General features: G+C 28.7%; 27 protein-coding genes. 7 read left to right on the plus strand and 20 right to left on the minus strand.

Annotated features, from left to right (window positions below):
- Positions 1–1,128: 1,128 nt before the first annotated feature.
- Positions 1,129–2,361, plus strand: coding sequence for an imidazolonepropionase (gene hutI / locus BA195_RS07215; RefSeq protein WP_068704004.1), 1,233 nt, complete (start codon positions 1,129–1,131; stop codon positions 2,359–2,361).
- Position 2,362: 1 nt separating this feature from the next.
- On the plus strand, positions 2,363–3,358 hold the full coding sequence (locus BA195_RS07220) for a formimidoylglutamase (protein WP_068704005.1): 996 nt from the start codon (positions 2,363–2,365) through the stop codon (positions 3,356–3,358).
- Here BA195_RS07220 and BA195_RS07225 read toward each other — a convergent pair.
- Genes BA195_RS07225 through BA195_RS07255 form a run of 7 tightly spaced genes read right to left on the minus strand, consistent with a single transcriptional unit; the run spans position 3,355 to position 7,155 of the window.
- Positions 3,355–4,110, minus strand: a complete 756-nt coding sequence (locus BA195_RS07225; RefSeq protein ID WP_068704007.1) for a LytR/AlgR family response regulator transcription factor — start codon at positions 4,108–4,110, stop codon at positions 3,355–3,357. The genes BA195_RS07220 and BA195_RS07225 overlap by 4 nt on opposite strands.
- An 11-nt stretch (positions 4,111–4,121) precedes the next feature.
- Positions 4,122–4,424, minus strand: a complete 303-nt coding sequence (locus BA195_RS07230) for a 2TM domain-containing protein (RefSeq protein ID WP_176714967.1) — start codon at positions 4,422–4,424, stop codon at positions 4,122–4,124.
- Between the two features lie 17 nt (positions 4,425–4,441).
- On the minus strand, positions 4,442–4,753 hold the full coding sequence (locus BA195_RS07235) for a 2TM domain-containing protein (protein ID WP_084443116.1): 312 nt from the start codon (positions 4,751–4,753) through the stop codon (positions 4,442–4,444).
- 2 nt (positions 4,754–4,755) lie between these two features.
- On the minus strand, positions 4,756–5,076 hold the full coding sequence (locus tag BA195_RS07240; RefSeq protein ID WP_068704788.1) for a 2TM domain-containing protein: 321 nt from the start codon (positions 5,074–5,076) through the stop codon (positions 4,756–4,758).
- A gap of 1 nt (position 5,077) precedes the next feature.
- Positions 5,078–5,389, minus strand: coding sequence for a 2TM domain-containing protein (locus BA195_RS07245; protein ID WP_245662331.1), 312 nt, complete (start codon positions 5,387–5,389; stop codon positions 5,078–5,080).
- Positions 5,370–6,725: a 2TM domain-containing protein gene (locus BA195_RS07250; protein WP_068704008.1), complete on the minus strand. Its 1,356-nt coding sequence runs from the start codon at positions 6,723–6,725 to the stop codon at positions 5,370–5,372. Before BA195_RS07250 ends, BA195_RS07245 begins: the two co-directional genes overlap by 20 nt.
- Positions 6,726–6,738: 13 nt before the next feature.
- The gene (locus BA195_RS07255; RefSeq protein WP_068704009.1) at positions 6,739–7,155 is read right to left on the minus strand and encodes a DUF2141 domain-containing protein; all 417 of its coding nucleotides are present in this window, start codon (positions 7,153–7,155) and stop codon (positions 6,739–6,741) included.
- A gap of 151 nt (positions 7,156–7,306) precedes the next feature.
- Here BA195_RS07255 and BA195_RS07260 point away from each other — a divergent pair, with 151 nt between their 5' ends.
- The 3 genes from BA195_RS07260 to BA195_RS07270 all read left to right on the plus strand — a co-directional run bounded on the left by BA195_RS07260 (position 7,307) and on the right by BA195_RS07270 (position 9,039).
- The gene (locus BA195_RS07260; protein WP_068704010.1) at positions 7,307–7,801 is read left to right on the plus strand and encodes an RNA polymerase sigma factor; all 495 of its coding nucleotides are present in this window, start codon (positions 7,307–7,309) and stop codon (positions 7,799–7,801) included.
- A 3-nt stretch (positions 7,802–7,804) separates the two neighbouring features.
- Entirely contained in the window at positions 7,805–8,452 is a 648-nt protein-coding gene (locus BA195_RS07265; protein ID WP_068704011.1) for a hypothetical protein, read from the plus strand.
- 104 nt (positions 8,453–8,556) lie between these two features.
- Positions 8,557–9,039: a hypothetical protein gene (locus tag BA195_RS07270; RefSeq protein WP_068704013.1), complete on the plus strand. Its 483-nt coding sequence runs from the start codon at positions 8,557–8,559 to the stop codon at positions 9,037–9,039.
- Here BA195_RS07270 and BA195_RS07275 read toward each other — a convergent pair.
- The gene (locus BA195_RS07275) at positions 9,036–10,055 is read right to left on the minus strand and encodes a threonine aldolase family protein (protein WP_068704014.1); all 1,020 of its coding nucleotides are present in this window, start codon (positions 10,053–10,055) and stop codon (positions 9,036–9,038) included. The two genes, BA195_RS07270 and BA195_RS07275, sit on opposite strands and share 4 nt — an antisense overlap.
- Positions 10,056–10,089: 34 nt before the next feature.
- On the opposite strand from BA195_RS07275, the gene prfB reads away from it, so the two are divergent.
- Together prfB and arsC are read left to right on the plus strand one after the other, a co-directional pair.
- Positions 10,090–11,187, plus strand: coding sequence for a peptide chain release factor 2 (prfB, locus tag BA195_RS07280; RefSeq protein WP_068704015.1), 1,098 nt, complete (start codon positions 10,090–10,092; stop codon positions 11,185–11,187).
- Positions 11,188–11,252: 65 nt separating this feature from the next.
- Positions 11,253–11,594, plus strand: a complete 342-nt coding sequence (arsC, locus tag BA195_RS07285) for an arsenate reductase (glutaredoxin) (protein WP_068704016.1) — start codon at positions 11,253–11,255, stop codon at positions 11,592–11,594.
- A 27-nt stretch (positions 11,595–11,621) separates the two neighbouring features.
- On the opposite strand, the gene BA195_RS07290 is transcribed toward arsC, so the two are convergent.
- The 12 genes from BA195_RS07290 to BA195_RS07340 all read right to left on the minus strand — a co-directional run bounded on the left by BA195_RS07290 (position 11,622) and on the right by BA195_RS07340 (position 21,651).
- Positions 11,622–12,575, minus strand: coding sequence for a glycosyltransferase family 2 protein (locus BA195_RS07290; protein WP_176714968.1), 954 nt, complete (start codon positions 12,573–12,575; stop codon positions 11,622–11,624).
- Entirely contained in the window at positions 12,575–13,354 is a 780-nt protein-coding gene (locus BA195_RS07295; RefSeq protein WP_068704794.1) for a DUF3050 domain-containing protein, read from the minus strand. Before BA195_RS07295 ends, BA195_RS07290 begins: the two co-directional genes overlap by 1 nt.
- A gap of 73 nt (positions 13,355–13,427) precedes the next feature.
- Positions 13,428–14,234 carry an enoyl-ACP reductase FabI gene (locus tag BA195_RS07300; RefSeq protein WP_068704018.1) on the minus strand — a complete coding sequence of 269 codons (807 nt, stop codon included), beginning with the start codon at positions 14,232–14,234 and terminating at the stop codon, positions 13,428–13,430.
- A 49-nt stretch (positions 14,235–14,283) separates the two neighbouring features.
- Positions 14,284–15,936 carry a DNA repair protein RecN gene (recN, locus tag BA195_RS07305; protein WP_068704021.1) on the minus strand — a complete coding sequence of 551 codons (1,653 nt, stop codon included), beginning with the start codon at positions 15,934–15,936 and terminating at the stop codon, positions 14,284–14,286.
- A 70-nt stretch (positions 15,937–16,006) separates the two neighbouring features.
- On the minus strand, positions 16,007–16,171 hold the full coding sequence (locus BA195_RS14385; protein WP_176714969.1) for a hypothetical protein: 165 nt from the start codon (positions 16,169–16,171) through the stop codon (positions 16,007–16,009).
- A 2-nt stretch (positions 16,172–16,173) separates the two neighbouring features.
- A complete protein-coding gene (porD, locus tag BA195_RS07310) occupies positions 16,174–17,064 on the minus strand; it encodes a type IX secretion system protein PorD (RefSeq protein WP_068704023.1) in 891 nt (296 codons plus the stop codon).
- 79 nt (positions 17,065–17,143) lie between these two features.
- The gene (coaBC, locus tag BA195_RS07315; protein ID WP_068704024.1) at positions 17,144–18,352 is read right to left on the minus strand and encodes a bifunctional phosphopantothenoylcysteine decarboxylase/phosphopantothenate--cysteine ligase CoaBC; all 1,209 of its coding nucleotides are present in this window, start codon (positions 18,350–18,352) and stop codon (positions 17,144–17,146) included.
- A gap of 1 nt (position 18,353) precedes the next feature.
- On the minus strand, positions 18,354–18,674 hold the full coding sequence (locus tag BA195_RS07320; protein ID WP_068704026.1) for a DNA-directed RNA polymerase subunit omega: 321 nt from the start codon (positions 18,672–18,674) through the stop codon (positions 18,354–18,356).
- A 3-nt stretch (positions 18,675–18,677) separates the two neighbouring features.
- Positions 18,678–19,499, minus strand: a complete 822-nt coding sequence (locus BA195_RS07325) for an outer membrane protein assembly factor BamD (protein ID WP_068704027.1) — start codon at positions 19,497–19,499, stop codon at positions 18,678–18,680.
- Positions 19,500–19,619: 120 nt separating this feature from the next.
- Complete coding sequence (locus tag BA195_RS07330) at positions 19,620–20,135, minus strand: ferritin (RefSeq protein ID WP_068704028.1); 516 nt, start codon at positions 20,133–20,135, stop codon at positions 19,620–19,622.
- Between the two features lie 128 nt (positions 20,136–20,263).
- Positions 20,264–21,139, minus strand: a complete 876-nt coding sequence (gene dapA / locus BA195_RS07335) for a 4-hydroxy-tetrahydrodipicolinate synthase (protein WP_068704029.1) — start codon at positions 21,137–21,139, stop codon at positions 20,264–20,266.
- A complete protein-coding gene (locus tag BA195_RS07340) occupies positions 21,139–21,651 on the minus strand; it encodes a DUF6913 domain-containing protein (RefSeq protein ID WP_068704030.1) in 513 nt (170 codons plus the stop codon). Before BA195_RS07340 ends, dapA begins: the two co-directional genes overlap by 1 nt.
- Between the last annotated feature and the right edge of the window lie 2 nt (positions 21,652–21,653).

A 21,653-nucleotide genomic window follows, 5' to 3' on the forward strand; every position in this document is an offset into this window, starting at 1 on the left:
CGCTAGCGTTCATCCTGAGCCAGGATCAAACTCTTCATTGTATATTTTAAATAATATTAATGAATAAGTTTCAAAAGAATTTGTTTAACGAAGTTAAACATGGTTATTCTACTCTTTGTTTACGCTGTCAATTTCAATATTTTCAATGAACGTGTCGAGTCGACACTCGCAAGTATTTTCAACTTGATTATCTTCTCAGACTTCTTGTAGAAATGCTAGATTCGAACTAACTGATTTTATTACCAAATCATTCCAAAATTTCTCTGATCGTTTTCGCTTTCTTAAAGCGGTTGCAAATATATAAACTTTTTAAAAACTGACAAAACTTTTTTGAAGTTTTTTTTAGTTTATTTTCGCGATGTTTTTAATGAACTTCCGAGTTTTAAACGGACTGCAAAGATACTTTCTTTCTTTTGATTTAAACAAGTTATTTGCAACTTATTTTTAATCTTTTCTTGATGATATCTTAACAATGTTTTATGAACTTTTACTAATCTTAAACTTGCGTTTTTCCCTTAGCGGGTGCAAATATAGATCCCTTTTTTAACATGACAATGCTTTATTTTATGTTTTTTTTGATGTTTTTTACTGTGTATTGTTTTTTAGATAGTTAGCTGTTTTTTATTTTATATAATCATCTTTAAATAGTTTTGCGCGAGGGATTGAACGATCTGTTTGAGCTCTTTTTGCTTGGTAAAGCTAAAAAGCGAGGAGTGAAAGCCCGACAATTTTTGCGAAAAATTGTCGCGCCATAAAAATAACTGACATATATTGTAGTAAAAATGATTTACTCGAAGAGCAATATAAATACATTAAAAGCAGAGGGTAAACGAAAGTTGTTAAATCTAACATTTATACATTTTTCAAAACACTATATATATTCAAATATCATCAATACAAAAATAAAAAACAAGTTTATGTAAATATAGAAAAACCATATGAAGCACCCTTAAATCATTATTAATATTCAAAGCAAACAACTTAAGAGTGTTTATAATTGTAATGTTAAGAAATGAATACGTTTTCTTTATTAAAGCAATAAACATATTTTTTAAATTTCAATTATAGAAAACAAGTTGTTTTTATCTTTTTACCCTAAATTTGTACAATACATTTTAAGTAATTTACATGACAACTTTATTTATTAACATTAAAGAATTAATTCAAGTAAGAGAAGCTTCAATAAAAAAAGCTTCAGGTAAAGAAATGAGCATTTTACCTACCATTAAGAATGCTTTTTTACTGATTAAAGATGATAAGATTCTTGATTTTGGTCTTATGGATAATTTATCATCTTCTGCTGATAGAACAATTGATTGTGCCAGTAAAATGATTTTACCTACTTGGTGTGACTCTCATACACATATTGTTTACGCCGGTAACAGAGAACAAGAATTTGTTGATAGAATTAATGGGTTAACCTACGAAGAAATAGCAAATAAAGGTGGTGGTATTTTAAATTCGGCTAAAAAACTACAAAACACTTCTGAAGAAGATTTATACCAACAATCTACTGTACGTTTAGAAGAAGTTATGAAACTTGGTACAGGTTCTGTAGAAATAAAGTCAGGTTATGGTTTAACAGTTGGTGCTGAATTAAAAATGTTACGTGTTATTAAAAGACTACGTGAAAATTATAAGTTACCGATCAAAGCTACTTTTTTAGGGGCCCATGCTTTTCCTAAAGAATTTAAAGACAACAAAGAAGGTTATATTAATTTAATTATTAATGAAATGTTACCTAAAATAGCTGAAGAAAATTTAGCTGATTTTATTGATGCTTTTTGTGAAACTGGTTACTTTTCGGTAGCAGATACTGACCGAATATTAGAAGCTGGTAAAAAATATGGCTTAACACCTAAAGTTCATGTAAATCAATTTACAACAATTGGCGGGGTTCAAGTTAGCGTAAAACACAATGCCTTATCAGTAGATCATTTAGAAGTGATGAACACTGATGATATCGAAACTTTAAAAGGTACCGATACAATGCCTGTTGCACTACCTTCTTGTTCGTATTTTTTAAGTATTCCGTACACACCTGCTAGAAAAATTATAGATGCTGGCTTACCTTTGGCTTTAGCTACCGATTTTAATCCTGGTTCTACCCCATCTGGAAATATGAATTTTGTTGTAGCAACAGCCTGTATAAAAATGAAAATGACTCCAGAAGAAGCTATAAATGCCGCTACTATAAACGGTGCTTATGCCATGAACTTATCTGACGAAGTAGGAAGTATTACTATTGGTAAAAAAGCTAATTTTATTGTTACCAAAGATATTTTGAGCTACGGTGCTATTCCGTATAACTTCGGTTCGGTTTTAATCGACTCAGTATTTATTAACGGAAAAGAAATTTAAAATGCTTCAGCTATTTTCTAAAAATGATATTACCAGTTTTGTAAGTCTGCGAGAAGGAGAAACTAAATTAGGACAATCTGTACAAACAATTTCTAATCTTGAAAACATACATCTTACATCTGCCAAATTTGTTATTATTGGTGCCCCTGAAGATATTGGAGTAAAAATGAATTATGGTAATGGCGGAGCGCACACTGCATTTACACCTACATTAAAATCATTTTTAAACACACAAGAAAATCAATTTATCAACGGTAAAGAAATTCTTGTTTTAGGCTATTTAAATTTTTTAAAAGAAACTTTAAACTTTGATGGTTCTGATAGAGAAAAAGGCGATTTATTGGTAAAAGCTATTGATAGAGAATTATCCTCTATAATTAAAACAATTATTGAAGCTAATAAAATTCCGATAGTAATTGGTGGTGGTCATAACAATGCTTATGGTAATTTAAAAGGACTATCTGAAGGCAAAAAGCAAGCAATAAATGTAATTAATTTAGATGCACATACTGATTTACGTCGTTTAGAAGAACGTCATAGCGGTAACGGGTTTTCGTATGCAATTGAACACAAGTATTTAAATAAATATTTTATGTTTGGACTACATGAAAACTATACTCCACAATACGTTTTTGATTATATACATACCAATGTAAATATTGATTACAACACCTATGAAGAATTAGAAATTTACAAATCGATTCCGTTTAAAAATGAATTGTTACGTGCCCAGAATTTTATTCAAGAAAAACCTTTTGGCATAGAAATAGATTTAGATTGCATACAAAATTTTCCAAGTAGTGCAATGACACCTAGTGGTTTTACATCACAACAAGCAAGACAATTTGTGCATTATTTTGCTAAAAATAAAAATGCAAATTACATTCATATCTGCGAAGGTGCTCCGGCTGTTATGCAAGATCCTACTGCAACAAATCAAGTAGGTAAATTTATAAGTTATTTAATTACCGATTTTATAAAAGCTAAAAAACATTAATCAATCCAATTTTTAAAATCTTTTACACGTTCTCTACTTACGATAATTTCAGCTTCTGCATACGATTGTAAAATTAATTGTAATCGTGAATTTGTATATGAAACAATATCTTTTATAGCATTTATATGTACAATAAAAGTACGATTTACTCTAAAAAAATTTTCAGGATTTAATTGCTCTTGCCAATGCTCTAGAGAATCATCGATTAAATAATTTCGGTTTGAGTTTGTATGAATATAGGTTGCTTTGTTTTCTGAGTAAAAACATTCAATTTCATCAACATGAATAATTTTTATATGCTGCCCTACTTTGATTGTAAATCGTTTTTTAAATTTTCTATCAACCGGGTTTATCAATAATTTTCTAATATCATCAATATTTACCTTTACATCTGATTGTTTTGTTTGATTATCTTTAAACTTATCAACAGCAGATTTTAACTCATCTTCATCAAGGGGTTTTAATAAATAATCTATCGAATTTAATTTGAAAGCTTTCAAAGCATATTCATCATAAGCCGTGGTAAAAATGATAGCCGATTTTACTTGTATTTCTTCAAATATTTCAAATGATAATCCGTCTGATAATTGAATATCTAAAAAAATCAAATCAGGATGTTTGTTATTTTGAAACCAATTAATAGACTCTTCAACAGAGTGTAACATGGTTTTTACTTCTATACTTAAGGCAGATAACATTCTATTTAAACGCCTTGCCGCCGGCTTTTCATCTTCAATAATAATTACATTCATTACTTATAAAGTTAGTTTTTTTCCATGTATTCTTTAATCTTCCGCTCTTCCCAGTTTTTACCGAGTAAATTTACAATTCCGAAAGTACTAATAGCATGAAAAATTAAAAATAATCCCCAAATAAAAAACAATTTATAATTACTTGCCTCTGTTAATGCTTCTTTTACAGAAGCTCCAAATTGAATATCTTTATAAATTCTTCTTCCTATAAAAAATAAATTAACCAACACATATACAGCTAAATGTTTATAAAAACTTTTAATATCTTCAACTCTTTTTTGTGCTTTCAAGTATTTTTCTGATTGATTTTTCATCTTTTCCATACTACTACTTATTTTTCGTTCATAAACTCGTTTACTTTTTTGTTTTCCCAATTTTCAAAAAAAGTAATTTTATTTTTAAAAGCATATAGTCCGTGAACTAAAACCCCGAAAGCCCATAATAAACAATTTATCCAAATATTTGATTTCGCCCATTTTAAAGTTCCTTTATTATGAATATGGCTTTCAAAAAAATTAAATATTGTATTTGAAAAAACTGCTAATATTAGCATCATAATTACAAATATTTGTAAGTGATTGTAAAAATTTTTAATTTTTTTTACTCGTTTTTCGGCTTTTATATAGTCATTTGTTAATTTCATAATTAAAAATCATTATCGTTCATGTATTCCTTTATCTTTTTTTGTTCCCAATCTTTCCCAAAAAACAAATTAGACCCAAAAACTCCTAACCAATGAAAAAATAATCCTATCCCCCAAAACAACCAAGTTGAATAGGTTCCGAAATGAGTAACTGCTTCTAGAAAACTAAGTTTATCTTCACTAGTTAAACCAAACACAATAATTCCTGATATAAAAATATTGACAACTATATAAACGGCTAAATGAATATAAAAACCTTTAATTTTTTCAACTCTTTTTTTTGCTAAAATATATTTTTGTTCTTCTGAATAATCTATTTCCATCTTATTTATTTTTTTTACCTTCATTCATTATTTCTTTAATCTTACGTTCTTCCCAGTTTTTTACTATACTTGTTTTACTAAATACAAAAACACTTAAAAAATGACAAAAAAGTCCTGTTCCCCAACCAATTAATGAAAACCAAAACCAATGAAAATGTGGTTCAAATTTTAAATTTGCAAAAATAATTATTGGTATAACGATACAATAAATTGTTAAATGTGTATAAAATCCTTTAATCTTTTTAACTCTTTTTTGAGCTTGAATATATTGCTGTGGTTCTCTATCTTCCATTTTATTTATAATTTTTATCATCTTTCATCATTTCTTTAATCTTTCGTTCTTCCCAATTTTTTCCTAAAAAGATATTGTAATTATTTACTTCTAAGAAGTGGAAGGTTAATCCAACTCCCCATCCAAAAATTGGAAACCAAAACCAATGGAAACCTGGTGAAAATCGTAAATTTATAAATATTAAAAAAGGAATTACAATACAATAAGATGCTAAATTTTGATAAAACTCCTTTAATTTCTCTACTCTTTCAACAGCTCTTACATACTTGCTGTTTTCTATATTTTTTGAATCTAACGACATATTATTTGTTTTTATTAACAGCGGTAAACTCACTGTAAATGTTTTATTGTTATTTTTAATTTCTACTCGTTTATTAGTAATTAAACCATACCTATCGGCTATATTTCTTAATCCAACTTTTGTGCTTTTTCCAATTGCTTCTTTAGGATTAACCGTATTTTGAATTTGTAAAAAACCATCTTGTTCAAAAATGTAAATTTCTAGAGGTTTTGCCGATGAAACTACATTGTGTTTTACTGCGTTTTCTAACAATAATTGTAATGATAATGGTACTATTTTTAAATCTAAGTTACTTACCGTGGTTGGAATATTAAATTGTACAGCATCTTCAAATCGCATTTGTAATAACTCCATATATGTTTTTGCAAACCTTAACTCCTCTTCTAACGGAATTAACTCTTTATTACGTTGCTCTAAAACATACCGATATACTTTTGATAATTTTGTGGTAAATTTTTCTGCCTGCTTTGGATTTTCGCCAATTAATGATGTTAATACATTTAAACTATTAAATAAAAAATGAGGGTCTAACTGACTTTTTAAAGTTTCAAACTTTGCGGTTTCAGTTTTCGCAACTATTTCATGTTGTGTTGTTTCTTGTTTTAATGACGCTTTCCAATTAATCATAAAACTACGTGCATGAAAAAAACTTGCAATTCCTAAAGAAATTATAATCGCAAATAAATGCGACCAAAATAATTTTCCATCAAAAAAATCAGAAAACTTATGTTTAAAAATTAATACAAATTGTATATAATGAATTAACAAAACCGCTATAACAGTATAACAAATAGTTGCAATTATACCTGCCCAAACTCGTTCATTAGTTTGTGTAGCCCAGTTCCACCTAGTATTTAAATAATTATTAATTAATCCATTACCTAAGCCTAATATAAACGAATACATTGCTGAAAACAAGAACACAATTGCAGCACCTTTAAGCGTAAACTGTTGATTTATTATTGTAAAAATAACCCCAAAAACAATTGTAAGTTTTAAACATACTAATAAATCTTTTTTTAAGTCTATAAATGTATTCGATGTATATTTTTGCATTGTATTTGTGTTTCTAAAATTTAATTTTTAAAGATACATTTTTATCAGTAACCTTAAATTTTGCTTGCTCATATTCAGGTGGACCAAAACGATTCATCGCATTGTTAGAAACCCCATAATCTTCTATTGGCATCCCATTAGGTTCAAAATCCATTTTGTCATTATTATTCTTATCATGAAAACAGATAATTGCATATTCACCAGTTGGTACATTTTTAAAAACAGCTACACTTTTGTTCTCTTTTATTTTAGATGAGATAGCTTGTAAAGGTTTACCTCTAAAATTATCTTTTGTAAATAGTGCGTAACTTATTTTTCCTTTGTTAGATGTAGCATTAACTACAGTTGCTGTTATTGTGTTATTTTGAGCAATTATATTTTTTGATATAAAAAGTAGTGTTCCGATTAAAACTAATGTTAAAAATTTCATTTCTTATATTTTTATGGTTAATTACACTACAAATATGCTACTGATCTATCGTTTTTAAAACTAAAAAAAACTGAACCGTATTTTTTTAAGGATGAACTGTAACAATTTGTATTTTTGAGCGACTTGTAACTAATCAACGATACTAAACTTAGTGAATAAAGAATTAGAAAATAAATTTTTATCTGATTTTGAAGCCAATCAAAACATTGTGCATAAGGTATGTAGAATTTATACGACAAACCAAGATGCTCATAATGATTTGTTTCAGGAGGTAACAATTCAACTATGGAAAAACTACAGTAAATTTAGAGGAGATGCTAAATTTAGTACCTGGATGTACAGGGTTGCCTTAAACACAGCTATTTCTTTATACAGAAAATCAACTAGAACAGTAAAAACTAGAGATATTACCGAATATGCTTTTAAAATTAAAGCGGAAGATTATGACGAAACAGAAGAGTTACAACTAAAAGCATTATACAATGCCATTAGAAAGTTAAATGATATTGATAAAGCACTAATATTTTTATACTTAGAAGATAAGCCTTATAAAGAGATATCTGTAACCTTAGGTATTAGTGAAGTAAATGCTCGTGTAAAAATGAATAGAGCAAAAGATAAATTAAAAAAAGTATTAAACCCATAATTAATGGATTTAGATAAATATAAAAAAGCATGGAATAATCAACCTGAAGAAACTGATACGGTTTCTAAAGTTGATATCTATAAAATGGCACATTCCAAGTCATCATCAATCGTAAAATGGATTTTTATTATTGGAATACTAGAGTTTTCTTTTTGGTTAATTTTAAATTTTTTTACTTCTAACAGTAGCTATATGGAAGTTTATGAAAAATTAAACTTAATTACATTTTTAAATATTACTTATTATATTCATTATCTAGTGATAATTATATTTTTATATATTTTTTATAAAAATCACTCATCTATTTCTATAATGGACGGTACAAAAGAGTTACTAAAAAAGATATTTAACGTTCGTAAAACTGTAAAAATATATGTTTACTATAACTTAATTACTTTTATCATTTTATCTATTATTGTTAACGTCATTATTTTTAGCGATCAAAATAAATTAAAAGAAGTTTTTAATAATGACAATATTAATATTAGTGATTCAAGCTTTTTTACAATAATGCTAGTTACTCAAATTGTTTTTTTAATAATCTTCTTAGCGCTTTTTTGGCTCTTCTACCAATTACTTTATGGTATTTTATTACGTAAATTAGATAAGAATTACAAAGAATTAATTAGAATAGATAATAATTGCAAATAATTAGTTAAAATCAATAAACTATAACATATAGAATTATTTTTTTGTTTAAAAATTATTTACTATAACAATTTTAATTACTTACTTTTATAAAAAATTAATTTGTTATGAAAACCCTAATTACGTTTAGTATTTTCTTTTATTCACTTTTTAGCTTTTCTCAAGAGTCTAGTTTTTGGAACAACACACGTTTTGGTGGTAGTTTTGGTTTTAGTTTTGGTAGTAATACAACTACTCTTTCTATATCACCTAGCGCTGTTTATGATTTTAATGAAGAGTTTTCATTGGGAGGTAGTATCGGCTACCTATACAATAAAAGTAGTAACTATAGTGCAAATATGTATTCTGCTAGTGTTATTACTTTATACAGACCAATACCAGAAATAGAATTTTCTGGTGAGCTTTTACAATCCTATGTTAGTAAAAAAATTGGTACCGTTAAAGACAACTATAGTTATCCTTCTTTAAATATTGGAGTCGCTTATATTACTGGTAAAGTTACTTTTGGTGTTCAGTATGATGTACTATACGAAGAAGATAAAAGCATTTATGCAAATGCTTTTTCTCCTTTTATAAGAATCTTTTTCTAAAAATTTTTAAGCTCTTTTAATAAAACAGTCAACATTGTGTCTGTAAAATCTAAATGCGTAACAATTCGTATTTTCCCTTCCCCCATCGAAATTAATAAAATACCTTTTGTTGCCATTTTATTGATAAAATCCATCGGATCAATCTTATCATCTACATAAAAAATAATAATATTGGTTTCAATAGGCTCGACTTTTGTTACGTATAAACATCCTTCTAAAACAGTTCCTATCTGTTGTGCTTTTTGATGATCTTCTGCCAAACGATTTACATTATTATCTAACGCATAAATTGCTGCTGCTGCTAAAAAACCAGCTTGTCGCATTCCTCCTCCAAATAATTTACGCACACGTAACGCTTTTTCCATATCCTTTTTAGTTCCTATTAAAATAGAACCTACAGGCGCTCCTAATCCTTTAGACAAACAAATAGAAATCGTATCAAACAATTCTCCATATTGCGCAGGAGTTTCATTTTTAGCAACCAAAGCATTAAATAAACGCGCTCCATCTAAATGAAACGCTAAATTATTTTTTTTTGATATTTTCTGAATCTTTTTTAACTCTTCAAAATCCCAGCAAGCACCACCTCCTTTATTTGTGGTGTTTTCTATACAAACTAAACGACTGTATGGTGCATGAATATCTGATCTACCAGATACTGCTTGTTTTAATTGATCGGCTGTAAACATACCTCTATGCCCATCTATTAAATGAGAGGTTACTCCTGAGTTAAATGCAGCGCCACCGCCTTCATAATTATATACATGTGCCCACTTATCACAAAACATTCTATCACCAGGTTGTGTATGTATTTTTATAGCTGTCTGATTTGCCATCGTACCTGAAGGAAAAAACAAAGCAGCTTCCATATTAAACATTTTAGCAACCTTTTCTTGCAATGCGTTTACCGTCGGATCAGCACCAAAAACATCATCACCTACTTCAGCATTCATCATTGCCTCCATCATTAATGTTGTTGGTTTGGTAACTGTATCGCTTATTAAATTTATTTCCATTTTTATCTACGGTTTTAAAATGTATTTTTGTTGTATGATTACACACGAACAGTTAAAAGATATTACTGAACGAATTGGCAAGTTAAAAGCTTATTTAGAAATTGACAAGAAGTTAATAGAAATAAATAATGAAGAAGAAAAAACTGCCGATCCTGATTTTTGGAGCAACCCAAAAGAAGCTGAAGTTTTAATGAAATCCCTTCGACTTAAAAAGAAATGGGTTTCAGATTACAACAATGTAATCACATTAAACGAGGATCTTACAATTCTGTATGACTTTTATAAAGAAGGTGAAGTTGATGAAAATGAAGTTATAGAACAGTTTGAAAAAACGGCTACATTTTTAGAAGATATTGAGTTTAAAAATATGCTTTCTGATGAAGGAGATAATTTAAGCGCAACCATTCAAATTACTGCTGGTGCTGGAGGTACCGAAAGTTGTGATTGGGTAGAAATGCTGATGCGCATGTATACCATGTGGGCAGAAAAGCAAGGTTTTAAATTAAAAACACTCAATTACCAAGCAGGTGATGTTGCAGGTGTAAAAACAGTTACTATTGAGATTGATGGCGATTATGCCTTCGGATGGTTAAAAGGTGAAAATGGCGTGCATCGTTTGGTGCGTATTTCTCCTTTTGATAGTAACGGAAAACGACATACCACATTCGGCTCTGTATATGTTTTTCCTGTGGCTGATGATAGTATTGAAATTGAAATAAATCCTGCTGATATAGAAATTGTTACTGCACGTTCTAGTGGTGCCGGTGGACAAAATGTTAACAAAGTAGAGACAAAAGTGCAACTAACACATAAACCAAGCGGAATTCAAATTCAGTGTTCTAACTCACGTTCACAACATGATAACAGAGCAACTGCCTTAAAAATGCTAAAATCGCAATTATATGAAATTGAATTACAAAAACGTTTAGCTACAAGAGAAAACATTGAAGCAGGAAAATTAAAAACCGAATGGGGAAGTCAAATTCGTAATTATGTAATGCATCCTTATAAGTTAGTAAAAGATGTACGAACGGGACATGAGACTGGTAATGTAGATAATGTTATGAATGGAGATATTAATCCGTTTTTAAAATCCTATTTAATGTTAAACGGACAAAAAGATAATTCATAATAAAGTTCTCGCTATAATTTTCTCTTAAAATCTAAAATCACTCAAACTGATAAAAATTAAACAAAATGATACAAATATTTCACAATAATAGATGCAGTAAATCACGTTGCGGATTAGAAATTTTAGAAAACTCTGGTAAAGAATTTGAGGTTGTAAAATACTTAGACAATGTTCCTTCTGAAAAAGAGCTAAACGAAATTATTAACTTATTAAATATTACTCCTATTCAATTAGTTCGTAAGAATGAAAAAGTTTGGAAAGAGGAATTTAAAGGAAAAGAATTATCTGATGCAGAAATAATAAAAGCAATGGTTAACAACCCTAAACTTATTGAGCGACCAATTGTTATTAATGGTAATAAAGCTGTAATAGGTCGTCCACCAGAAAATATTTTAGAAATTATTTAATATAAAACTCCCAAGAAATTGGGAGTTTTATTTTTTTATAAACTTCGATTCTAAAAAACCTAAACCATAGCCTATAAATTGCGTAAAAGAAGTTATAATACTTAAAAAAGCTACTTTTATATTTTTATTCTGAATTAATGCATCTATAAATAATAACGTAAAATAAAATCCATAAAAAGCAATAAACTGCCAATAACCAAAAAATGCAAGAATAATGCTAATATCAAATCCGATAATAAATAAAGACGGAAACCAATACGTAATCTTAGCAGTTTCTGGATATTTTTTATTTAAAATTGGTCTTGCTGTTCCGAATGAATATGTTTGTTTAAAAAACTGACCTATTGTACTTCTGCGTTTATGATACACAAAGGCTTTTTCTATTAACTGTGTTTTTAAATCGTTTTCCCATAAACGAAATGTTAAATCGATATCTTCACCCGTTTTCATTTTCGAAAATCCGTTTGTTTTACTAAAAGCTACTTCAGATAATCCTAAATTAAAACTACGAGGTTGAAACTTACCAATACCTTTCTTTTTACCTCTAATTCCGCCTGTAGTTAAAACCGACGTCATCGAATAATTAATTGCTTTTTGTAATGGTGTAAAACTTTTATGAGCAGCATCTGGACCGCCATAAGCATCTGTAAAGTTATTTTCTAAAGCTTTTTTTACTTCGGATAAATATTGTGACGGAACAATAACATCACTATCTAAAATGATAAAGTAATTTCCGGTAGCTTGTTGCATTCCATAATTTCTACTTGCTCCTGCTCCGCTATTTTCTTTATAAAAATAGTTTAAATTAAGTTTATCTTTATAATTGTTTACAATTTTATGTGATGAATTTTCTGAACCATCTTCTACTATAATAACTTCAAAATCATCTAAAAAATCTTGTTTCGTAAGACTTTCTAATAACTCTTCTATCTCTTTCGGACGATTGTAAACAGGTATTATTAAAGAAAATTTCAACTTCATTAAACTACATGGTTATTTTTTATTTGTGTAGATATTCCATTCCAAAGATTAATTCTTTTTTTAAGAGATTCTTTTGCGTAAAATAAAACATCATTCCATTTTTGTTCATCATTACCACATAATTCTTCAATCATTTGTAAAGATAATGGACCATGTTCATCGCCATCTAACTCTATATGTCTTTTTAAATAATAGGTTAATTTGCTATAGTTTAAACTTGTATTTTCTTCTGTATTCTTAATAATTTCTAAAAACATATCAGGAATAACATCTTCTCTTCCAAAAGTAAAACTAGCCGCTATAATATGTGGTTGTTGTGTATCAATAACATTAAAAGAAAACAATACAAATTCTTTAACCTCGTTTAAAACCGAGCCTTCATTTAATGATTTTTCAATCGTATTTCCGTCAATAATATTATTTATAAAACTAGCTATTTCAATTGTACTTGCCTTAGCTTGTTTCATTGCATCAATATACATTTCAAAATGACTTTTAGGCTCTCCTAATTCATTTACATCTGTTTCCTCTCCTAAAACTATTTCATTAATAAATCTTGCCGTTTTAGAATTTACAACAGGAAACCATGGTAACGTAGTACATGTTAATTTTTCTTGTAAGGCTTTTAATAGTGACATAAAATCCCATACTGCAAAAACATGTGATTCCATAAATATTTTTACATCATCTATATTTTTTAATGATGTATATAATTCATGGTTTTTTAATTGTTTTCTTAAAGGGACTAGCTCCTTTTCGATGCTTAAAATAGTATTCATTTTAATAGTTTTATTTAATAAAAATGCAAACCTAACGATTTGCATTTTTATTATATTCTAAGTTTTATAAAAACTACTCAAACTTTTCCATTACAGCATCACTAACTCCCATATTTGAGAAACCGCCATCATGAAATAGGTTTTGTAAAGTTACCTTTTTAGTTAAATCAGAAAATAAAGAAATTGTATAATCTGCACACTCTAAAGCGGTTGCATTGCCAAGTGGAGACATTTTTTCGGCATATGATATAAACCCATCAAAACCTTTAACTCCTTGCCCAGCCGTGGTTGGTGTTGGTGATTGAGAAATGGTGTTTACACGTACTTTTTGATCGCGTCCAAAAAAGTAACCAAAACTACGAGCAATACTTTCTAAATAAGCTTTATTATCTGCCATATCGTTATAATCAGGAAAAACTCTTTGCGCTGCCATGTAAGTTAACGCAACAATACTTCCCCACTCATTCATAGCTTCTTTATTGTATAAAACATTCATTACTTTATGAAAAGATACTGCTGAAACATCCCATCCTTTAGTAGTAAAGTCATATTTAGAATCGGTATAATGACGTCCTTTACGAACATTAACCGACATACCAATTGAGTGTAAAACGAAGTCGATTTTACCTCCTAAAATTTCCATCGATTTTTCAACTAAGTTTGTTAAATCATCCATTGAAGTAGCATCTGCTGGTATAATTTCTGAACCTGTTTTAGCAGCTAACTCTTTAATTTGCCCCATACGCATTGCTATCGGTGCGTTGGTTAAAACAAATTCGGCACCCTCTTCATGCGCACGTTCTGCAACTTTCCATGCAATAGAATTTTCATCTAAAGCTCCAAAAATGATTCCTTTTTTTCCTTTTAATAAATTGTACATATTTATGTGTTTTAATCTATAGTTGTTCGTTTGTTAAACAAATATAGTTTTAATTTAATAATTCTTTTGCATGTGTTAATGCACTTTCAGAAATGTCTTTTCCACTTAACATTTCTGCTATTTCAACCACTCGCTCATCATAAGATAATAACTTTAAATTAGAGGTTGTAACTCCTTTTTCTTCGCCTTTAAATACTTTGTAATGCTGTACTCCTTTTGCGGCTATTTGTGGTAAATGTGTAATGGTTATTACTTGCATATTTACGCCCATATCTTGCATAATTTTTGCAATTTTATTTGATACTTCTCCTGAAACTCCTGTATCAATTTCGTCAAAAATAATAGTTGGCAACTGTATGTTTTCTGATAGTATTTTTTTGATAGAAAGCATTATTCTAGATAACTCTCCACCGGAAGCCACCTTTTTAAGCTCACCAAAGTTTCCGCCTTTGTTTGCTGAAAACAAAAATGATAATATGTCTTTTCCGTTAGTAAAATACTCTTCTGAATCACTTAATTCAATTAAAAAACGAGCATTAGGCATTCCTAACTCTTTAAGTAAAGCTTCTAACTGCTTTTTCAGTTTTGGAATCGCTTTATTTCTAGATTTAGTTATCATCGCTGCTACATCATCTAATTTTTTAGCAACCTCACTTATTTCTTTATTCTTAGCTTCAATTATAGTTCCAGCATCTTCAACCTGTGCTACTTTTTTAGCTAAGGATTGGTGTATAATTTCTAATTCTTTAATAGAATCTACCGAATGTTTTTTTTGTAAATTATAAATTAATTGTAATCGATCATTTAATTCTTCAATTTCATTCGGATTAAAATCAACATTCTCATTTTCATTTTCTAGCTCAGTAACCACATCGTCTAACTCTAGTTTTATACTCGTTACTCTACTGGCTATTTCTTCATACTTTTTTGAATAACTATTTATTTTTTGCAAGTTATTTTCTAATGAATACAGTAAATTTTGTAGCCCTATTTCTTCATTTGTTGTTATAGCCAGAGCTTCTGATAAACTAAGTTTTATTTCTTCAATATTATTTAAACGCTCTAGTTTTTCTTCTAATTCTTGTTGCTCACCTTTAATTAATTTAGCTTCTTCTAACTCATTAAATAAATGCAAATTATACTCATACTGTTCGTTAGATTTTTCGGTTTCAGTCTGAAGCGTTTTTAACTCTTTTTGTAATTGTGAGTATTTACGTATTCCTCTTTTGTAGGATGCTATTTTTGCTTGATTTTTTGCCAAGGCATCAATTACCGAAAACTGAAAACTTGTATCAGATAATTGCATGGTTTGATGCTGCGAATGAACATCGATCAACTTTGTTTTTAAAGCTGTTAAAACCGATAAATTTACTGGCGTATCATTTACAAAAGCTCTTGATTTTCCTGAGGGAAGAATTTCTCTACGGATAATTGTTTCCGCTTCATAATCAACATCTAACTTTTCAAATAAACTTTGTAAAGCATAGCCTTCAACAGCAAATTTAGCTTCGATAATACACTTTTTTTCAGCATTTTTTAACGATGATAAATCAGCACGATTTCCCATAACCAAGCCTAAAGCTCCTAGTAAAATTGACTTTCCTGCTCCAGTTTCACCTGTGATGATTGATAAATCTTTTGAAAAATCAATCGACAACTGATTGATTAATGCGTAATTATGTATGGTTAAATGTGTAAGCAAATTTCATCTTTTTTAAAAGATAAAAATACGTATTTTAGTGGATATATATATACTTAAAAATAAGAGATCTTTATTGTTTTTTTCTTCTTGATAATAAGTTACCAATTATAATTGATAAAAGTACAAAAGCTAATAAAAAGCTTTCAATACTATTGAGCTTATCATTAATAATTCCTCTAGAAATCACATATAACATTATGATTGTAAGAATTATGACAAAAACTATTCTCTTCATTTTTAATTAATTGTTTTCCACTTATTTTTATAAGTAGGCGCAATTTTATCTAAAACACTCAACATTTTTTGTGTATTTTTAACTGGCTTTCCATCAGAAAAAACACTTGAGATTTCATCACCTTTTGCATCTAAAAAAATACGAATCATGTAATTACCTATACCAACATTATATAATTTATCTAACATTATTACATTGTTTTGTATAGTTTCTTTCGCTTTGGTTTTGTCTTCTGAAAAATAATCAAACCCTTTACGATGATAGTTGTAATAAATAGTTCTTAGTGTACTAAATTTTGAAGATAATAAATTATCAATTAATGCAAAACGGTTTTGTTTACCTACTTCATTTTGCCAACCCAATTCTCCATTTGATTGTGCTTGTAACATTACACTTTCAGCTACTTTTAAGTATTGTGTACCGCCTTTTAAAGCAAAGGTATCAGCATCTACACCTATGATTGTATATGCATAAAATGCGATTAATGAAACTAACTTAGAATCGTAATTATTAGGATTAAAATTTAATGGATCAAACTCGTTATAACGAAAATTAAAATTGGTGTCATTAATATTTAAAACAGGTGTTGCGTAACTAGAATTATATACTGGCCGTGTAGATTGTACCTGCAAAGTTGCTTTAAAGTTATTGCCACTTTGTTCATTTACGATAATGGTAAATGCGCAGTTAATTTTTTCTTGCTGTTTATATTTCTTATTAGTCCATTGCTTATCATTTATAAACTCGGTTAATGATTTTTGTAATGTTTCATAAACTTGTTTATTACTACTTTGAACTTTGTCGGTATTTATAACAACTAATGCGTTTAACTCTTGTGAATTAACTGTAAAAATTGATACTATTATAAAAAAAGAGAATATAATTTTACGCATTTACTATAAGTTTGTTTATCAAATTGATTTTAATTTAAGTTTCATAAAATCAAAACTATATTAAAAAGCATCGATTTTTTTAACTAATTTTATTGATGATTTCATTTACAATATCAACAGATACTGCTCTTTTTGATTTTAATTCAAATGGTTTTTGATTAAAATCGGCATCAATAATTGTAATTTTATTAGTGTCAGTTGCAAAACCAGCTCCTTTATCTTGTAATGAATTTAAAATAATTAAATCTAAATTCTTTTTGGTTATTTTACGCTTTGCATTTTCAACTTCATTATTAGTTTCTAGCGCAAAACCAACTAATAATTGCTGTTTTTTTGCTTCACCTAAAGATTTTAAAATATCTTTCGTAGGCTCTAACTCTATTACTAACGCTGAATCTTTCTTTTTTATTTTCTGAGTAGCTACATTTTTTGGACGATAGTCTGCTACAGCAGCCGATAATATAGCAATATTAACATCTGCATAATATTTATGGCAGGCATCGTACATTTCTTGAGCTGATTTTACATTAACTCGATGAATAAATGAGTGTTTTACTTTTTGATGTGATGGACCAGCTATTAAAAAAACTTCTGCTCCTAAATTAGCTGCTGTTTTTGCTATTTCAAACCCCATTTTTCCTGATGAATGATTTCCAATAAACCTAACTGGATCAATCGCTTCATAAGTTGGGCCTGCTGTTATTAATACCTTCTTTCCACGAAGTGGTAATTTAGATACGATATCTTTTTCTATAAAAGAAACAATATCTTCTGGTTCAGCCATTCGTCCTTCACCAACTAAACCACTGGCTAGCTCTCCTGAAGCGGCAGGAATTAAAATATTACCAAAACTTTGCAATGTATTTAAACTCACTTTTGTTGATGGGTGAATATACATATCTAAATCCATCGCAGGTGCAAAATATACAGGGCATTTTGCTGATAAGTAGGTTGCTAATAATAAATTATCACAAGTTCCGTTTGTCATTTTAGACAAGGTATTTGCGGTTGCCGGAGCAATTATCATAATATCAGCCCAAAGTCCTAAATCAACGTGGTTATTCCATAATTCATTTTCATCTTCTTTTTCGTAAAAAGTTGAATGAACTGGATTTTTTGATAAAGTAGAAAGTGTAAGTGGAGTAATAAAATCTTTAGACGCAGGAGTCATTATTACTTTGACTGCTGCGCCCGATTTTATAAATAAACGAACTAAGTTCGCTGTTTTGTATGCGGCAATACCTGCGGTAACGCCAAGTAATACTTTTTTACCGCTTAATACAGACATATTATTCTGCGTCTGGAGTTCTGTGATATACTTTATCGTTTAACCACTCTTCAACTGCAATAGCGTGAGGTTTTGGTAAACGCTCGTAAAACTTAGAAACTTCAATTTGTTCTTTGTTTTCAAAAACTTCCTCTAAACTATCGTTATACGTAGCAAATTCATCTAACTTATCAACTAATTCTTTTTTTAAATCAGAATTAATTTGATTTGCTCTTTTAGCGATAACTGAAATAGCTTCGTAGATGTTTTCTGTTGGAGCTTCGATAGCTTCTTTGTTATAAGTAATAGTACTTAATGCCGCTTTCGTTTCTTTATAATCCATTTTTTAACTTTTAACTAATTGTTCTTGTTCTTTATTTAATGTTGCCAACATTTCATTTGACTCTTTCATGAATTTAGATTCAGGAAAGCTTCTCTTTAACTTATCGTATGCTTTTATCGCAGCTTTAATTCTTTCAGGTTTTCTACGTTGTGTACTTTTTAACACAAAATCGTGTGTAGCCTTTAAACGATAGTACAATGCTTCTTCTTTGTATTTTGTCCCTAAATAATCTTCCAATAAATTATCAAAAGCTACAATGGCAGCCCTGTAATTTCTAGAGTCATATCCAGCTGTAGTATAATATACTTTTGCTATTTCAAAAGCCTTTTTTTCTAATTTATTACGCAATTCAGCATAATATTTATTAGCCTCTTCTTGCTTATCTGAATTTGGATATTTATCAATAAAAGACTGAAAAGATTCTAGCGCTTTTTGAGTATCTGTTGGATCTAAACTAAAACTAGGAGCTGCTTTATAATAACTCAATGCTGATAAAAATGCAGCCTCTTCTCTTTTAGAACTTTTAGGATAATTTTTTGTAAATCTATTAAAATAATATCCTGCCAATCCATAATTTTTTTCATTAAAATTAGATTGAGACACCATATATTGAATACGTTCCATTTGTGGTTTACCACGGTAAGAAGGCGTTATTTTTTCAAACAAACGTAAAGCTTTGCTGTATTTTTGTACTTCGTACATTTTTACAGCCATTTTATATTGTTCTTGTACTGTACCTTTATTTAATGCTCTATTATATTCTCCACATGAAGATACAATTAAAAGCATTACAATTAAATACGCTAAATTTTTAATTTTTTGCATTTGGCAAAATTAGTGATTAAATATGGATTATTAAAACGATTTTTTACTCTTAATAGAGTATTGCAATAAACTATAAATCTGTTATAATAATAAGTAATAGTTCCTAAATGTTTGTTAATCTTATAAAGCTGTATCGGCAGCTCCTTGAGCTACAATTTGCTTTACATCATTATCAAACAAATACAAACCTCCTTTGTCATCACCTATTAGGTTTATTTTATCTAAAATATTTCTTGCTAATGCTTCTTCTTCAATTTGTTCAGATACATACCATTGTAAAAAATTGTGAGTTGCATAATCTCTTTCTTCTAAAGTAATATGTACTAAATCATTAATTGATTTTGAAACCATTACTTCATGATCAAACAAGGTTTGAAACATATCTTTAAAAGAGCCAAACTCTGCTGGTGGTGCTGCTAAATCAGAAACTAATGCATGTCCTCCTCTTTCGTTTACAAACTTTACTAACTTTAACATGTGCATACGCTCTTCATCTGAGTGTGCGTACATAAATTGTGCTACACCTTCAAAACCTTGAATTTCAGCCCAACATGCCATTGATAAATATACTTGTGATGATTCTGCTTCTATTTTTATTTGCTCGTTTAAAGCTTTTTCTATTGCTTTTGATAACATATTTTTATTTTTTTTATTAATTTTTAGCTTTATAATAACTTATATAAAGATTCTTAACAAAGATGCTAAAAAAAGACTACAATTAAAAAATTGTAGTCTTTTATAACTCATATTCTTTTTTAGACAAATTATAAATTATCTATAAAGTCTGATATTTTAGTTTGTAATTCTTCAGTAGCTTTTACTAGAGGTAAACGAACTTCATCTAAACAAATTCCTTTTTTTAATAAAACTGATTTAATTCCTGCCGGATTGTTTTCTTCAAAAATATAGTTTACAATATCCATTAATTTATAATGTATTTCGTAAGCTTCTTTGTTTTTTCCCGCCAATCCTAATTGAATCATTTTCGAGAACTCTTTTGGCAATCCCTGTCCTATTACTGATATTACTCCAGATGCTCCTGCTAAAACAACTCCTAAAGCTAAATCATCATCACCTGAAATTATTAAAAAATCTTCTGGTTTATTTTTTAGCAATTCTAAATATTGTTGTTGAATATTACCTGCTTCTTTAACACCTATGATATTATCAAAATCATTCGCTAACCGTATAATAGTTGATGGCTCCATGTTTTTAGCCGTTCTACCAGGTACATTGTATAAAATTATTGGCTTATAACTTACCAATGAAATTGCTTTAAAATGCTGATAAAAACCTTCTTGTGTTGGTTTACTGTAATAAGGTGCTACAGATAAAATACCGTCGATACTTGACAAATCGAGTGAATTTAACTCCTCAATTACTTTTTGTGTATTATTACCACCAACTCCTAAAACTAAAGGTAATCTACCGTTGTTCTCTTGCGCTATTACTTTTATTATTTCTTCTTTTTCTGCTACTGTTATCGTTCCACTTTCGGCCGTGGTTCCGTTAATAACTAAATAATTTGTTCCGTTATCAATATTATAATTTACTAACTTTCTAAGTGCGTTATAATCGACACTTAAATCTTCGTTAAAAGGAGTTACTAAAGCGACTCCGGTACCAACAAATTTTTGCATTATATTTTATTTAATATCGTTAAGTATTTTTTTAATTCTTGATTTAAAACTGCCTCATTAAATCCTTCATCGGAAATAACAAGATCATACAATCTATCATCAACTCCTGCAAAACCAGTTTTTAAACTTGCTTGCGACAGCAAAGTTACCATATTCGTATATAAATTTGGTGTTTTTATATAGCTTATAAGCAAGTCATAATCGTTTTTAACGAAGTTTTTTAAATTGTCTGATTTTAAACTCGCTTTCATACCAATATCTTTATTTGTGAAAAATTTAGGTAAAACTTCTTCTTTTTTAGAAAATTCTCTATAAATTAAAACAGTTATATTTTCTTTTACAAAAGATAGTTTATTGCTTAAATTAGCTAAAACAATATTCTCTAACGATTCGTTATCTAATAAAATAGCGACTTTTTTTATCTTTCTCTCTTCTTTATTTTTAACTGATTTTTTTACAATTGTTTTATTGTAAATTTTTTGAATTGATTTTTGCTTAAGTCTATTTATCATTC

Source organism: Tenacibaculum soleae (genome assembly GCF_001693415.1).
Taxonomy (GTDB): domain Bacteria; phylum Bacteroidota; class Bacteroidia; order Flavobacteriales; family Flavobacteriaceae; genus Polaribacter; species Polaribacter soleae.

Bases quoted from the DNA above. Each gene is read 5' to 3' on its own strand.
- hutI (WP_068704004.1), top strand. From the start codon at position 1,129: ATGACAACTTTATTTATTAACATTAAAGAATTAATTCAAGTAAGAGAA.
- BA195_RS07220 (WP_068704005.1), top strand. From the start codon at position 2,363: ATGCTTCAGCTATTTTCTAAAAATGATATTACCAGTTTTGTAAGTCTG.
- BA195_RS07225 (WP_068704007.1), bottom strand. From the start codon at position 4,110: ATGAATGTAATTATTATTGAAGATGAAAAGCCGGCGGCAAGGCGTTTA.
- BA195_RS07230 (WP_176714967.1), bottom strand. From the start codon at position 4,424: ATGAAAAATCAATCAGAAAAATACTTGAAAGCACAAAAAAGAGTTGAA.
- BA195_RS07235 (WP_084443116.1), bottom strand. From the start codon at position 4,753: ATGAAATTAACAAATGACTATATAAAAGCCGAAAAACGAGTAAAAAAA.
- BA195_RS07240 (WP_068704788.1), bottom strand. From the start codon at position 5,076: ATGGAAATAGATTATTCAGAAGAACAAAAATATATTTTAGCAAAAAAA.
- BA195_RS07245 (WP_245662331.1), bottom strand. From the start codon at position 5,389: ATGATAAAAATTATAAATAAAATGGAAGATAGAGAACCACAGCAATAT.
- BA195_RS07250 (WP_068704008.1), bottom strand. From the start codon at position 6,725: ATGCAAAAATATACATCGAATACATTTATAGACTTAAAAAAAGATTTA.
- BA195_RS07255 (WP_068704009.1), bottom strand. From the start codon at position 7,155: ATGAAATTTTTAACATTAGTTTTAATCGGAACACTACTTTTTATATCA.
- BA195_RS07265 (WP_068704011.1), top strand. From the start codon at position 7,805: ATGGATTTAGATAAATATAAAAAAGCATGGAATAATCAACCTGAAGAA.
- BA195_RS07270 (WP_068704013.1), top strand. From the start codon at position 8,557: ATGAAAACCCTAATTACGTTTAGTATTTTCTTTTATTCACTTTTTAGC.
- BA195_RS07275 (WP_068704014.1), bottom strand. From the start codon at position 10,055: ATGGAAATAAATTTAATAAGCGATACAGTTACCAAACCAACAACATTA.
- prfB (WP_068704015.1), top strand. From the start codon at position 10,090: ATGATTACACACGAACAGTTAAAAGATATTACTGAACGAATTGGCAAG.
- arsC (WP_068704016.1), top strand. From the start codon at position 11,253: ATGATACAAATATTTCACAATAATAGATGCAGTAAATCACGTTGCGGA.
- BA195_RS07290 (WP_176714968.1), bottom strand. From the start codon at position 12,575: ATGAAGTTGAAATTTTCTTTAATAATACCTGTTTACAATCGTCCGAAA.
- BA195_RS07295 (WP_068704794.1), bottom strand. From the start codon at position 13,354: ATGAATACTATTTTAAGCATCGAAAAGGAGCTAGTCCCTTTAAGAAAA.
- BA195_RS07300 (WP_068704018.1), bottom strand. From the start codon at position 14,234: ATGTACAATTTATTAAAAGGAAAAAAAGGAATCATTTTTGGAGCTTTA.
- BA195_RS14385 (WP_176714969.1), bottom strand. From the start codon at position 16,171: ATGAAGAGAATAGTTTTTGTCATAATTCTTACAATCATAATGTTATAT.
- porD (WP_068704023.1), bottom strand. From the start codon at position 17,064: ATGCGTAAAATTATATTCTCTTTTTTTATAATAGTATCAATTTTTACA.
- coaBC (WP_068704024.1), bottom strand. From the start codon at position 18,352: ATGTCTGTATTAAGCGGTAAAAAAGTATTACTTGGCGTTACCGCAGGT.
- BA195_RS07320 (WP_068704026.1), bottom strand. From the start codon at position 18,674: ATGGATTATAAAGAAACGAAAGCGGCATTAAGTACTATTACTTATAAC.
- BA195_RS07325 (WP_068704027.1), bottom strand. From the start codon at position 19,499: ATGCAAAAAATTAAAAATTTAGCGTATTTAATTGTAATGCTTTTAATT.
- BA195_RS07330 (WP_068704028.1), bottom strand. From the start codon at position 20,135: ATGTTATCAAAAGCAATAGAAAAAGCTTTAAACGAGCAAATAAAAATA.
- dapA (WP_068704029.1), bottom strand. From the start codon at position 21,139: ATGCAAAAATTTGTTGGTACCGGAGTCGCTTTAGTAACTCCTTTTAAC.
- BA195_RS07340 (WP_068704030.1), bottom strand. From the start codon at position 21,651: ATGATAAATAGACTTAAGCAAAAATCAATTCAAAAAATTTACAATAAA.